Raw genomic sequence first — 14224 nt, 5'->3', positions numbered from 1 at the left:
TTCTCGCTCCAGCTTTTCCAGCTCCGGCACCGGGTGGCGCCGTGTCCGGTCCGGTCTCTCAGGTTTCGACGTCGGCCGCGGTCAGCAACGTCATGTCCGCCGACGAGGGATCGTCGATCTCGGCCAGCCGCGAGGCCTGGCGATCGGTCATCCGCTCGAACACCCGGCGCGCGGTCCGGCCGTTGCCGAACGTGCCGTCCTTCGGGATCGCGTCGAAGTACTTGAGCAGGACTTCGACGGCGTCCTCGGTCAGCCGGTAGTCGTGCTTCGCGCACTGCACCCGCACGATCGTCACCAGTTCGTCCGGCGTGTAGTTGGCGAACTCGATCGTGCGGCTGAACCGCGACTCCATCCCGGGGTTGGCCTCGAGGAAACTCAGCATCTCGTTCGAGTACCCGGCGGCGATCACCACGACGTCGTCGCGATGGTCCTCCATGAGCTTGACCAGGGTGTCGATCGCCTCACGACCGAAATCCGGGCCGGTCCCGCCCTTGCCCGAACCGGAGCTCAGCGTGTACGCCTCGTCGATGAACAGCACCCCGCCGAGCGCGGTGTTGAAGGCTTCGGTCGTCTTGATCGCCGTACCGCCGATGATCTGCGCGACCAGATCGGCCCTCGCGACCTCGATCAGGTGTCCCTTGCGAAGGACGCCCAGCTGCGCGAGCACCTGACCGTAGAGCCGGGCGACGGTCGTCTTCCCGGTGCCCGGTGCCCCGGCGAAGACCAGGTGGCGCGCCATCGGCGGCGCCGAGAGCCCCGCGTCCTTGCGGCGCTGCGCCATCTTGTTGAGGTTGATCAGGGAGTTGACCTCCCGTTTGACCCCGGCGAGGCCGACCAGCGTCTGCATCTCGGCCAGCGGGTCCGCCACGCTGTTCCGGGCGGCCGCCGCCGGCTGATCCGGCCGCGCGGCGGGAGCCGCCGCGCCCGCCGAAGCGGAAGTGCCGTAGGCGTCGGGGGCCAGATTGCCGCCGGAGACGAGACCGTGCACCTCGATGGCCGGATTCGGATGGGTCTGGCGCAACCCGCTCGCGTGATTGTCGCGAACCGTGCAGCCGGAGACGCGGACCGCCTCTTCGGTGTCCAGCCGGATCCCGTCGGCCGATCCACCGGTGAACTCCGAATCGGTGATGGTGCCCGAAGCGCCGTCGGCGAACAGGCATCCGGCTCCCGCACTGCCGTGGACCCGGCTCCCGGTCACCGACACGTCCGCTCCCGAGCCCGCGTGCACTCCTTCGGCACCGGTGCCGGACAAGGCGCTGTCGGTCAGGGTCAGCGCGGCGCCCAGCACGCGCACCCCGGCGTCCGCCGTGCGGCTGAGACTCAGCCCGGTGATCGAGGGGCGGGCCCCGTCGGTCACCATGATGCCCACGCCGCGGCCTTCCTCGACTTCGAGGTTCTCCCAAGTTCCCCTCGCCGCGCCGGTCACCTCGACCGACGCACCGTCACAGCCGAGCACTCGCAGGCGGCGGAAGAACGGATCGGCGCCGTCGTCGACGCGCACCCCCGCGATCGTGCAGGCGGAAACGGTGACCCGGTCGAATTCGGGCACGCTCCGGGCGCTCACGCCGATGCCCACTCCGTCCACATCGGACACTTCGGTGCCGGTGGCGGTCCCCGCCGCGCGGCCGGTGTAGTGCACGCCGTGGTTTCCGGCCGTCCGCACGGCGCAGCCCCGCAGCACCGGGGCGCATCCCTCCGCCACGAAGATGCCGTCGGCAGCGGATCGCTCGACCACGCACTCCTCCAGCACCACCGGTTTCGAGCTCGCGAGATAGAACCCGACGGTTTCGGCGTCGGACACGGTCAGCCGGGTGGCGGTGAGCGTCGCCTCCTGCTCGACGGCGACCGCGGGCTTCGCGGCGCGGGCGACCGTCGTGTCCTCGACGGTCAGCTTTCCGCGTCCGTTGAGGCAGATCCCGTTCCCCGCCGCGGTGTCGACGGAGCAGGAGCGCATGAGCAGCACCCCGTCCTCCGCGACGACGACCCCTGAGGTCCCGAGCGCTTCCAGGCGGCAGGCGTCGAGCACTCCGCCTTCGGGTGAGGTGACGACCACCCCCGCGCCGACGGAGTTGCCGATCTCGCAGTTCCTCATGAGGAGGGTGCCCTGCGCCGCGGCGAACACGGTCGTCCAGCCCTCCGCCCGCACCGCGCATTCCGAGACGCTCAACTGCCCGCGAGCGACCAGGATCGCGGGATTCTCCTCGTCGGCCGAGGCGATCGTCAGCCCGGCGAGTGCCGCGGAATCCGAGTCGAGGATCACCGCGACCCCAGAAGGCGGGGCCACCCGCACCGAACCGAGCCCGTCCTCGGCGGTGATCGTGACCGGCCTGGTGAGCACCAGGTTCTCGGCGTACCGGCCCGGCCCCACGACGATCACCGCGCCGTGCGGAGCGGCGGCCACCGCGTCGCCGATGCGCCGGTAGCCGTTGCCCGGCCCCTGCGCGACCATGATGACGTTCTGGTTCACGTTCCGCGTTCCTCCTCCGGGCCTGTCCCGGTTCGCGTGCTCATGCCCCGACCTGCTCGGTCCAGCCGTCCAGATCGGACGTCGCCAAGCCGTACCGGTTGCGGCAGCCCACCTTGCTGTAGAGCCGGGTGAGGTACTTTTCGACGGTCTTCTCGCTCATCTGGAGGCTCCCGGCGATCTGCCTGTTCGTCCGTCCCTGCCGGACGAACCCGATGATGCGCAACTCGATCTCGGACAGTTCGAGGCTCTTGGCCCGGACGACCGGCACGGTCAGGTCGCGGTCGGCCATCGCCTGCCGGACGGCCGCCGCCAGTTTGGTCGCGCCCAGATCCTGAGCGATCTCGTAGGCTTCGGTGAGCAGTTCGAGCGGTTCGTCGGCGATCCTGCCCACCGCCAGGCAGACGGTGGCCAGCCCGAACCGGTCTCCCCTGGCCCGGACCAGCTCCACCACGGCGGCCGAACCGACTCGCGCGTCCTCGGCGAGGCCATGGGCGAGAGCGGTCACCTCGGCGCTCCACCGCGACCCGAACCGTTGGTGCTGTGCGTCGGCCTCGGAGCGCAACCGGCGAATCCAGTGCGCTTCCCGGTACTCCGCCGAGATGAGCAGCAAGCGCGTGAGCGAGCGCAGGATCCCCGCTTCGTCGGGCAGCCCCGCCCCCGCTCGGTAAAGCGCCCAGCCTTCGTCCAGGGCTTCGGACGCCGTCCCGCTCACGACACGCGGCCCCTTGGCCGCCCACCACGCCAACGGGGAAACCTCCGCCGCTTTCGCCTTGTCGAGCCAGGCCGCGGCGCCGCGTTCGTCCCCGCGCCAGCCGCAGATCTCGGCCGCCAGCAGCCGCGTCCGCGTCCGCAGTGGTTCCGGCGAAGCGGGGTCGAGCTCCACCTCGCGGGCCGCGCTGAGCGCCTCGTCCCAGTCACCGTCGAGGTAGCCGCCGTACACGCGGTGATAGGCCGCCAGCGGCCCGTGCGCGGGCAGCCGGTGGTCCGGCCCGAGGACCAGATCGAGCGCGGGGACCAGGTCGCCGGAGGCGCAGGCCGCTTCGACCCGGGCGTCCGCGACCGCCACCTCGGCGACGGGGGCACCGAGAACGGCGAATCCCGCCAAGACGTCTTCGAACCGGACGGGGGCACCGGACAGCCACCGGTTCACGACCGGGCCCTGCGCCACCGGCGGTTCGGTGGACACCGCCGTTCCCGCGCAGAGCGACACCATGGCCGCGGCCGCAACCTGCGTCCCGCCGGAACCCCCGTCCTGCTCCAGGAGCAGGCCCGCCAGCTCGATCGGCGCACCGGAACGGGCCAGCAGGCGCACCAGTTCGGTCCACGCCCGATCACGTTCCCCACCCGGTTCGGTGTGCCACCAGGACGCATAGCGGTGGGCGATCAGCTTCGACCGGTCGAACGGCTGGAGCCGAACCTCGTCGTCGCGAAGCAGGCCGACGAGTTCCGGGCGGGGCGCGAGCGCCCGGCCCGCGGCGACGACGTGCTCGGCGAGGATGGAGATCGGGCGCGAGTACCGGGACCGCGCGTCGAGCAGCTGGCGCGCGATCATGCGGTGCAACCAGGTGACCCGGTCCGCTCCGGTCTGCTCGACGACCGAGGCGGCCAGCGCGGGACAGAGGCAGGTCAACCGGCCGGGGGCGCGGGTGTGCAGCACCCCGGCGCGGACCAGCGCGTCGGCCCGCCGGGTGAAGCCGGTGGGCGAACCACCCGTCGCCATCGCGAGCACCGGGAGACCGTCGATGTCCAGGCCGCCCCGCCCGGCGGCGAGCAGCACGAGATCCCGTCCGTCCGCGCCGAACTCCGAGACCGTCTCCAGCAGGTGGTGGTCCGGAGCGAGACAGACGTCGCGGCCGGGCTCGCGGAGGCAGACCGCTCCGCAGACCGGAACGAGCCGTCCCCGCCGTCGCAGATCGGCCACAGTGGACAGCAGGGTCCCCGGATTCCCCCAGAGCGGACCGAGCGCGGATCGCACGGCGTCCCGAAGCGCGATGTCGACCGGAGAGCCGATGGCTTTGCGCAGGAGCCTCTCGGACTCTTCCTCGGTGAGCGCCCCGAGTTCGACGACGGTGTCCGCCAGAGTGCGCAGCCGTCCGGCCACCGGCCCGCCGGGCGTGCAGGCGGCCACGACCGGCCTGCCGAACCGCTGCAGGGCGGTGAGCACCGGTTCCGGCTCGGCCAGCAGATCCGCGTCGTCGAGAAGCACCACGACCCGGCGCGTCCCGCCGAGCCGGGCGAACAACCCACCCACGGCGTTGAGCAGCCGGTAACGATCCCAGGCCGAGGCATAGGCCTCCTCCTGGCACTGGCGGACCACGGCGTCGACGGCTTCGGAAAGCCGTGGACGACCCGCGAAGGATTCGAAGGCGCCCCGGATCGCGGCGACGAGCAAGGTGATCCCGTAGCGGTCCCACGCCGGAAGAGGGCTGTCACACGAAACGCAAAGGGTGGTGACGCCTCCTTCACGCAATCGACGGCCGAGCTGTGTCAAGGTCGCCGACTTGCCCGCGTCGCGCTCGCCGGACAGCACCGACAAGGGCGCCGGGCCCGCGGCGACCGCCGCCGCGCCGGCGAGCGCGGTCAACTCCGCACGGCGTCCGACAAAACCATTGCCCTGCCGCGCCATCCCATGGTCCTTTCCGCTACATCACCCGGATATCCAGCACACCACCCACGACTCAAGTAAATCTCTATCCGCCGAAATCGGCATCCGCAGGCCCGGCCGATGCTCTTTCGGGCAGAACCGATGGATGAAAAAGCACCGGAGACGCTCCTGATGCCCAGACGAGCTACTCCGAGCTGCCATCGGATCGACACGCCACCTTCGAGAAAAGAGCTATTTCACCGAAAACACGAAGGGCACCCGACGCCGTCACCTCGGCCGGCGACGGTGACACAGGAACTGTCCGGCATCCGCATCCTTTCGCGGACTTGGCGCGACGTTTCGGCTTGGTTTCCTGCTCCCACCAACGACAAGCCATGCTATTCGATCACCTCGGCCACTTGTCCCGCACCCCTCTTCCAGGGCACAGGGAATCAGGTCCCGGAACGCAGTATGGGCCGAGACACCGACCAGGCAAAATCCATGTCTCGTCTGGTGGGAAAATTCTCCGACCCCATGGGACGATCTACCGGAAAACGAATATCGGTGACCGAAGGAACGAGTTCGCAGCGAACGAAATCGCCCTTTTTTCCAACGGGCCAAGTCCTTCACGGGAATCCATCCGGCGTTCCTAGGGGCAGAATCGCCGGAAATTTTCACTTCTCGCGGCGAGGAACGGCTCGAAGCCACCTCTTCGTCGGCGACGATTCTCGGCGTGGAGGATCTGTTCGATACCGTAAACGAATCCGATGAGCCGCTCGTGCTGGTGACCGGCCGGGCCGGCGCCGGTCGCACGACGGCGCTCGCCGAACTCGGTACCCGGGTGCGCGAGGACGGGGGCCGGGTTTCCGCCGTCCGGTTCACCGCGCGCGGGGACGTGCTGCCGTTGCTGTTCAGGACCGGCGCGACCGATTCGGTGTCCGTTCCCCGGGAGCCGACTCTGGCCTCCTTCGGCCCGGTGACGGGGGCTCGGTCCGATCAGGCGGTGGCCGAACGGGCGGCGGCGGCGTTGCTGGCTTCCCTGCAGCAGCCCGGCGGCCGGTCGTTCCTGCTGATCGACGACGCGCACTGGGTCGACCCCGACTCACTCGCGATCCTCTCCGCCCTGACCCGCCGCGCGGCGAGCGGCACGATCCGCTGCGTGTGCGCTGTCCGGACCCCCGTGCTGGAGCCGGTGGCCTCGGAAGCGGTGGACGAGCTCCGGAAATCCGGTCTCGTGCGGCATTTCCGGATGCGTCCGATGTCGAGGACGGAGATCGGCCGGGAGGTGACCTCGACGGCGAGTGTGCTCCCGGAACCCGAACTGGTCGATTTCCTGCACGCGCAGAGCCGCGGGGTCCGCGCGGCCTTCCGCGAGGCCTACGAGCACCTCGAACGGCTCGGCCAGGTCAGGGTCGTGGACAAACGGGCCTACCTGGTGCCCGCTCCGCGAGCCGGCGCGCCGATGACACGCGGAGGGATAACCGAGATGTGCGCGGGACTCGGTCCGAGTGTGCTCGGCACCGCCGAAGCCGCGGCCGTCCTCGCTCCCCTCGGGCCCGACATGCCCGTACTGGCCGCCGAAGCGCTTGAGGTGGCGGAGGAGGCAGTGATCCGCGACCTCGAAATCCTGCGCCGCCACGGCGTTCTGCACAAGGGGGCGGACGGCGGGTGGCGATTCGTGATCCCGCAGATCGCCTCCTCGCTGATCGCGGGGATGGGGCCCTGCACGAAGCAGCAGTTCGCGGCGAAGGCGGTCACCGCGGTCTGGACGGGTGCGGCAGTCTGTACGGATGCCGACTACCTGAGCGACCGCGTGGTCGACGCGGGCAAGCTCGTCGACTCGCGGCGCGCTCTCGGGCACCTGCTCCGGCAGAGCACGGCGGCGAGTGAAGACCGGATGGAGGTCGCGCTGCGCTGGCTCGGCGCCACCGTCGAACTGGCCGAGAACCGTTCGCAGCGGATGATGATCCTCCTGACCCATACGGCGATCTGCCATTCCCGGGGGAAGTACGCCGAAAGCCTGCACGGGGCGCGGCGGTTGCTGGAGAACTTCGCCGACCACCTTTCCGCCGGGACCGCGCAGGAACTCCAGGCCGCGGCAGTGGTCGCGCTCGGGCGGCTGGCCCGGACCGAGCCGTTGTCCACTTTGGCCGAAGGTCACCACCACTGGCCGGGCACCCCCGAAGCCACGCTCGTGACCAGGGCGCTGGCGTGCGGCATGCTCGACCGCTGGGCCGAAACCGACCGGCTGCTGGCCGAAGGCGCCGAGCAGTGGACCGCGGGCAACACCACGTCCGCGATGTTCGCGAGCCTCCACCGGAGCTTCGCCCGGCTGTGCGTCGGCGACTTGCGCTACTTCGAGACCTCCATCGAAGACCGGGCAGGGTGGCCGCTGCGCACCGTTCGGCGCTATCACGCCGAGCAGGTCAATCTGCACGTCGCGGGTTTGCTGACGAGCGGTGAACTCGGGCCCGCCGAAAGCCTGCTCGCCGAGGAGGAGCTGCCGGAGGAAGAGCTCCACCCGAGCAGCCGGGTGATGATCTCCGCGTTGAAGGGCGACATCCACTCGGCGACCGCCATCGCGCGCCGCGCCCTCGCCTACCGGTCCAGTGGCGGTTTCGACGCCGGCTACAGCGGCATGCACCATCTGCTCGTTTCGATGCTGGCCTCCTGCGGGAAATTCGCCACCGCCCGGCAACTGCTCGCCAACGCACGGTCGACGAACCCCGTGCTCGCGCACCTGCTGGATCTCGCCGACGCGGAATACGACCTCCTGCTCGGCGATCCGGTGAGCGCGGCCGCGAAGGTGCGCGCTGCCCTCGCCTACGCCGAGGCACGCGGGATCGTCATCGGCCTGGACCTCGTCTGGGCCCTGCTGGCCGACCTGACGATCGATCTGGGCGATCGCGCGACCGCGGAACGCTGCCTCGCCGACATCGAACGGCTCGCGGAAACCACCCCGACCGTCCGCAACATCGTCCACGCGCTGTTCGTCCGCGCGATCGTGACCGGTGATCGCGCGGCGGCGGCCGAATGCCTGCGCCGCTGCGGTGAACGCGGGCAGCCGCTCGAACAGACCAAGATCCAGGCCAAGCTGATCAAACACGGGGTCGCCGATCCTGACGGGCTCAGCGAGGTCTACGAGACCCTCGGTGCGCACGGTTGCCTGCTCGTGCGCGCGCGGACCCGCAGCATCATGCGTGAACGCGGTATTCCGGTGCCCGGACGTCAGGAAGCCGTCGCGGAGAACGAACATCTGCTCGCGGTGCTGATGTCCGAGGGCCTGAGCAACAAGCAACTCGCGTCGGCCTTGCGCACCAGTGAGAAGAGCGTCGAAGGAAGGCTGAGCAGGCTCGCCTCCCGAACCGGCCACCGGTCACGGATCGAACTGTCGAAGGCTTTGCTCAACGGCGAGTTCGAGACGGGAGCACCATCCGCCTGATTCACCGCTTTTCCGTGTCGAGGACACCGTCCGGTGACTCGGCGGTCGCCCTGATCACGTCGGCCCGCACCCGCATCGCGGCCGGGGATCCGGGATTGAGCAGGACGTCCACCCCGGTTTCGGGCAAGGCGGCCGCCAACTGGGGCAGGGTCACCTCCACCCAGCCGGGAACATCGAGCAGGCCGCGGTGCCCGTACGCGGTAGTGGCCAGGACCGAGGAGACACCGTCCGGCGCGCTTCGCACCAGGGCGACGTTCTCTTCGTCGACGGCCACCCCGAACACCGTGTCGAACAGCGTGGTGGTCAGGTCGTCGGTGAGGTCTTCGCCGGTGCCACGGGCCATCGCGCGGAGCACGGCGTCCACCGGATCCAGCGGTGCGTCGGCGGACCGCGGCCGGTAGTCGGGATTGGACCGGAACCGGGTCCACATCCCGTCGGCGGTCACGGCCCAGCCGCCCATGATGGCGTCCGGTGGCGGTTCGGCGTCGTCCTCGTTCTCCGCGGCCCAGGCGGGATCGAGCAGCAGCTTCACCTCGCCGCCGTCGAACAACTCGACCAGGGTCGGCGCCGTGTCCTGCTTCCCGGTCATCGGCTGAGGCTCCCTTCGAGCACGGATCCGGTGGACATGCCCGGCAGGCGGCCGACCTCGCCGTCCGGCGTCGGCTCATCGGCTTCGGTCCGGCGCCAGCGTTCGGCGGACTGCCGCAGCGACGACAGGATCAGATCGTCCAATGAACGCGCGCGCTTCTCGAGCTCGCGATCGCTCAGTTCCCTCAGCAGCACTCGTCCTCGAAGGCCGTCCGCCGGTTCGACGACGTCGAGGACCGCGAACGAGGTCCCCGGCGGGAAGACGACCCCCTTCCCTGTCCCATCGGGCCGTTCCACCAACCGTCCGGACATGGACCAGACGAGCAGATCGGTGGTTCCGGCCCCGATCGGCGGAGGCGCGAGGGACATCGCACAGACGCCCGGCTCGACCAGGACGGCACGCCCGTCGAGCGACGCCCACTGGTCCCTGTCCGGGGCGACCGTCGCGGCCGTCGCCCCTCGGTGCCGAGGCAGGTCGACGATCCCCTCCGCCGCGCGCCTGCCGAGCGCGGCCAGCGGACCGGTCGCGTCCATCCCGGCTTCACGGCCCAATGGACCGAGGTGCAACCGAGCCGCCATCAGATCGGTGAACGCGTCCTGGTCTTCCGCATCGGCCGCACCGGCGAAATGCTCCGGCCAGGTTTCCCGGATGAGCGCGCGATCGTGGGCGGGGTCCGGCACGGAGTCGGCGGAAGCGCCCTGCTCCGGTACGAACGCGTCGTCCGGTGCGGCGTGGATCGGCTCGGGATCTTCGGCTTCGTCGGATTCAGCAGGCGGGTCCGTTTCGAGAACGGCCATGCCGAGACCAGGCGACCCGGCGTCTTCGGTGTCCGCGTCCTGGTTCCCGCCGACGAGCTGCATCAAGAGAACCAGCGGCTCCTCCGCCTCTGCCTGCTCTTCGGCGACCGGGGCGGCAATCTTCGGCTCGCCGGACGCTTCCCGTTTTCCGGGGTGAGCCACCCAACTGGTCGACGGGGCGGGTTCGATGCCGTCGGTGGGCACCACCCGCACCGCCGCCCCGGTGGTCTGCCGTAGCCTCTCGGCCACTTCTTCCGCGCTCTGCCAGTGATGCGCGGTCATCTCCCCGTCCGACGCGTTGTGGAACACGGTCGGCGCCTGCGGGTCCGGCGGCAGTGTACGTACGAAGTCGCTGTAAGCGGGCTCGTCCTCGCCACGGACCCACAGTCCCGCCGGCACGACCTCGACCACGGTGTCCGAGTCGTACCGGTAGATCCCCGCGGCGACCTTCGGCAGCCTCGGTATCGGTTTCCGGTACGCGCGCAAGACCGGCGCCACCGGGCCGGTCTCGTCGGTGCCGTGTGGCCGGTAGGCCAGAGCGTGCGCGAACATCGGCCAGCCGTGGGAGCCGTCGGGCCGCAGCGCGACGACTTCGGGTCCGTTCACCGAATGCACCGGCAGGCCGCAGTAGACGACGATCTCCGCGCCGGTCGAGTCGGAAAGCGCCTGTCCCATTGACTTCCCGGCGGCGGTCCGCACTGGTCCGAATTGGACGAAGCGGAGCAGTTCCCGACGCGGCCCGACGAGGGATTCCCACCATCGCGAAACCACGTCGATCGGCAACGGCGCCAGGCCTTCGGCGCCGAGCGCGACGAGGATCTCGTCGGACCGGCAAGGCACCCAGCGAGTCAGCCTGGCCCGGGCGGCGCGGATCCACCGATCGTCGCCCGCCGCCCGCAACCAGACGCCCGACGGCAACGGTTCGGCGACGACGTCCTTGCCGAGCACCTGGGTCTCGGCCAAGGAACCCGGCACGTCCCAGGACGGCTGCGGCAACCTCCGGCCCGCCCAGGTCGCCTCGGCTCCGGGGCGGTACCGCACCCAGCGGCCGTCGGTGAGCGGGTCGTCGAAGGACACACCCGCGTGCGAGGGCCGCACCGTCCCGTGCGGGAGCAGGACCGCGCTTCCGAGGGTTTCCGCCAGAGACTGGCCGTCCACCCACGAAAGGTCCTGCCCCGACGGGACGGGAACCAGGCGCACTCCTCGCGTTCCCACCGGGAGTACACCGGCGAGTTCTTCCAGCTCGCTCTCCGGCAGGTCGACGACCAGCAGGCGGTGATGCGGATCCGGCGCCAGCGACGACGCGAACAGACGGGCCCGATGGGGAACCGCACCCGCCAAGTGGACGATCTCGACATGACCGGCGGGGGTTCGTTCGATCCCGGCCGCGGCTTCGGGCTTGGTGCTCGGCCCCGCACCGGCTCGTGCGCGAAGCCTTTTCCAAATGGACACACGTGCTCCTTCGGGCAGGTCCGACGAGTCCGTCCGGACGGCGGGGAAACCCCGTGTCCGCGAGAAATGGTGCCCTCGGCCCGGCCGCCGGAGAACCTCGTTCCCCGGATACCCGCGGGATCGGCTGGACTTCCCTCACGAACACACGGTGTCGTTCAGCGCTCTCCGGCGAGCAGGCGCTCCAGCTCCGAATCCCAGTCCAGCAGCCGGTGTTCCTCACCGAAGGGCACGATTTCGGCGGCGCACGCCAAGAACTCCTCCAGCGCCTGGCGCGGCGCGGCGAGCACCGCGGTCCCGAACGGGCTGGTCAGCTCGATCACGATCAGCGCGTGGTCGTCGGACGACGGCCGGATCCGGATGTCGCCGTGCCCAGCCGGTCTCAGCAGCCCGTCGGCCAGCAGATCACGCCCGAAGACCCATTCGACGAAATCGTCCTCGCCTTGCGCGAAGAAGGCCCGAACCGTGTACGGGTCCCGGCTGTCGTAACTGAAATGCCCTCGTACCTCGGCGCGTCCGTTGACCACGCAAAGGACCGCGAAATCCATCGGATGGCTGCAAGTGGAATAGCCGGCCCCGCCGCCCGGGCCGGACGGTGGCAGTACGTACTCACTCATGAAGGGATTTTCGTTGGTGTGACTTCATTTCAGCCCTACTCGGCGCACTGGAGACGGCGAAACCTCAGGTGGTCGCGACGGCCTGATCGAGTGCGGACTCCGATCCGGTCATCACCAGCTGCTCGATGTCGCGGAATGTCTGGGTGATGGCGTCCAGTTCGTCGGCTCCGAACTCGGCCGTCGAGCGCACGAACCCGTTGGCGAGCCGCGTCGCGGACGGGCCGCCCGGGTTGAGCACGACGTCGTGCTCTTCCCCGAGCATGTCCACCAAACCCGCGAGATCGGTTCGCCGGACGTCCGGCGCGCGGAACCGTTCCCGATGGGCGTCGCCGGTGGTCACCACCAGCGACAGGGTGCCGTCTTCTTCCTTGAGCACCATCGGCCTGCCGTCGCCGTTCATCGCGACGTCGAGCGGACAGCCGGCCATCATCACCTGCAGGTGCGCCGACCTCGCTTCGCCGTCCACCAGCATGTGCAGCACCGCGTCCAGCGGATCCGACGGGGATTCCTCGTCGGACGGCAGGTAGTCCGTATTCGCCGAGAAGGTGCCGAGCTGACCGTCGCCGGAAACGGGCCAATGCCCGATGATCGCCTCCGGCGGCGGGTCCTCTTCGTCGTCATCCGGATCGGGGTACCAGAACTGGTCGACGAGCAGCAGCCTGCCTTCCGGATCCGTCGGTTCCTCGCCGATCATCCTCATCCTCTCCGGCCGAAGTTTTTCGAGCACCTTAGGCAGCGAGGTCAGCCCATTGCGCGATTCCGCGTTTACGTTCAGTGCATCCCGCCCCAAAGCGCACCCGATCGAACACCGACGGTTCGGTTCACGTCACTTTCCGTGACAGGTATCATCGCTGGACCGTCCCGATTCGAACCCCCGGAGGAGCGATGCCACCCGCCGATCGCCTTGCTCCCAACCGTGGCGCCCTGGCCGAACTCGCCAGGCTGGGCCGCTGGAGTGAAGCGAACAACGCCGCACTGGAAGGCGTCCGGCTCCTGCAGTCCGAACCCACCGGCGTCATCGCGGCCGAACTAGCGGACCTGGTCTATGTCGCCGGTGGCCCCCGGCCGGGCCAGTCCTTGCCCGCCGGGGAACGGCTGATCGTCCCGGACGAACGCGCCATCGCCATGCAGGCGCTGTCGGTGGTCAACCGCATCGGCGAGCTCGACGAAGCGGTCGAAGCCGCGGAAACCGCGTTGAGTTCGCCTGGACGCTGGGAAGTGGGCACCTTCTGGTATGCGGTGCTGGCTCTCGTGTACGCGGATCACCTCGAGTCCGCGCGGGAGCACTGCGCGAGAGCGGTGCACGACGCCACACGGTCGGGTTCCGAGCGCCATCGCCACGCGGCGGCGGTGCTGCACGCGAGGGTGGCGTTCCTGACCGGGGACTCGGCCACCGCGGCCAATCGGTTCACCGGACTGCTCGCCGCCGGTGTGCACAGCCAGCAGCACGGCTTGGCGGTGGCCTGGACCGTCGCCGCGCTGATCGACCTCGGCGCCTTGGAAGACGCCGGAGACCTGCTTCGCCGGAACGGCTTGACCGGCCCGCTCGACGACGAAGGCGACCGTGCCGAGGTGCTGTGGTCGAGAGGACTCCTCCACCAAGCCGTCGACAGCCCGCAGGCTGCGTTCGGGGACTTCATGGCCTGCGGGCGCGAACTGCTGAAACGGTCCGTGATCAACCCCGCGGTCATTCCCTGGCGCTCGGCCGCGGCCCGGAACGCCTACGCCATCGAGCGGCGGGACATCTCGCTCGCGCTCGCCAGGGAAGAGGTCGTGGAGGCGAACCGCTGGGGCGCTCCCAATCCGATCGGCAGAGCGCTCGGGGTGGACGCCCTCATCACCGACAGCTACGAGGGCGCCGACCCCCTGCACACCGCCGCCGCCCTGCTGGAAACCGGCGGAGCGAACGCCGACCTGCGGGCCCTCTGGTACGACTTCGGCGCCAAACTCAGCCTGGAGCGCCACTTCGCCGAGGGCGAGCAGGCCTTCTCCGCGGCACGGCACCTCGCCACCCGATCGGGTAACCGGTTCTGGGTCGACCGCATCGACACCGCGCTCCGGAACTGGGGCGACGGGGGAAGTTACCGCGAGCTGAGCCGCCAGGACTTCCGGGTCGCCTATCTCGCCAGGTTGGGCTTCGGAAACAAGGACATCGCAGGACGGCTGCACGTTTCCCTCCGCACGGTGGAACTCTGCCTGTCCACGGTCTACCGGAAGCTCGGTATCTCCGGACGCGGCGGACTCCGCTCCGTCCTCTTTCCTCCGCTGTAACGATCCGA

Annotated in this window: 8 protein-coding genes; 2 read left to right on the top strand and 6 right to left on the bottom strand. The window is 69.8% G+C overall.

Translation table 11 applies throughout. The features are described from left to right. Nucleotides 1-58 precede the first annotated feature (58 nt). Entirely contained in the window at nucleotides 59-2467 is a 2409-nt protein-coding gene (locus CFP71_RS22205) for a right-handed parallel beta-helix repeat-containing protein (protein WP_093935869.1), read from the bottom strand. A gap of 40 nt (nucleotides 2468-2507) precedes the next feature. After that, nucleotides 2508-5093 (bottom strand): helix-turn-helix transcriptional regulator, encoded by a 2586-nt coding sequence (locus tag CFP71_RS22200; RefSeq protein WP_093935868.1) that lies wholly within the window; start codon nucleotides 5091-5093, stop codon nucleotides 2508-2510. A gap of 691 nt (nucleotides 5094-5784) precedes the next feature. Between CFP71_RS22200 and CFP71_RS22195 the strand changes: the two genes are divergently transcribed. Continuing rightward, nucleotides 5785-8493, top strand: a complete 2709-nt coding sequence (locus CFP71_RS22195; protein ID WP_093935867.1) for an AAA family ATPase — start codon at nucleotides 5785-5787, stop codon at nucleotides 8491-8493. Between the two features lies 1 nt (nucleotide 8494). On the opposite strand, the gene CFP71_RS22190 is transcribed toward CFP71_RS22195, so the two are convergent. From CFP71_RS22190 to CFP71_RS22175, 4 genes are all read right to left on the bottom strand, one after another. Continuing rightward, nucleotides 8495-9082 carry a type VII secretion system-associated protein gene (locus CFP71_RS22190; protein ID WP_093935866.1) on the bottom strand — a complete coding sequence of 196 codons (588 nt, stop codon included), beginning with the start codon at nucleotides 9080-9082 and terminating at the stop codon, nucleotides 8495-8497. Further along, nucleotides 9079-11331, bottom strand: a complete 2253-nt coding sequence (locus CFP71_RS22185; RefSeq protein ID WP_093935865.1) for a hypothetical protein — start codon at nucleotides 11329-11331, stop codon at nucleotides 9079-9081. Before CFP71_RS22185 ends, CFP71_RS22190 begins: the two co-directional genes overlap by 4 nt. 155 nt (nucleotides 11332-11486) lie before the next feature. Continuing rightward, nucleotides 11487-11945, bottom strand: coding sequence for an SsgA family sporulation/cell division regulator (locus CFP71_RS22180; RefSeq protein WP_093935864.1), 459 nt, complete (start codon nucleotides 11943-11945; stop codon nucleotides 11487-11489). 64 nt (nucleotides 11946-12009) lie between these two features. Beyond that, on the bottom strand, nucleotides 12010-12639 hold the full coding sequence (locus CFP71_RS22175; RefSeq protein WP_093935863.1) for a type VII secretion system-associated protein: 630 nt from the start codon (nucleotides 12637-12639) through the stop codon (nucleotides 12010-12012). Between the two features lie 191 nt (nucleotides 12640-12830). Between CFP71_RS22175 and CFP71_RS22170 the strand changes: the two genes are divergently transcribed. Continuing rightward, complete coding sequence (locus CFP71_RS22170; protein ID WP_093935862.1) at nucleotides 12831-14216, top strand: helix-turn-helix transcriptional regulator; 1386 nt, start codon at nucleotides 12831-12833, stop codon at nucleotides 14214-14216. Nucleotides 14217-14224: the final 8 nt, after the last annotated feature.

Source organism: Amycolatopsis thailandensis (assembly GCF_002234405.1).
Classification (GTDB): domain Bacteria; phylum Actinomycetota; class Actinomycetes; order Mycobacteriales; family Pseudonocardiaceae; genus Amycolatopsis; species Amycolatopsis thailandensis.
Note: the sequence above shows the minus strand (reverse complement) of the source record. Positions and strands in the feature narration are given on the sequence as shown.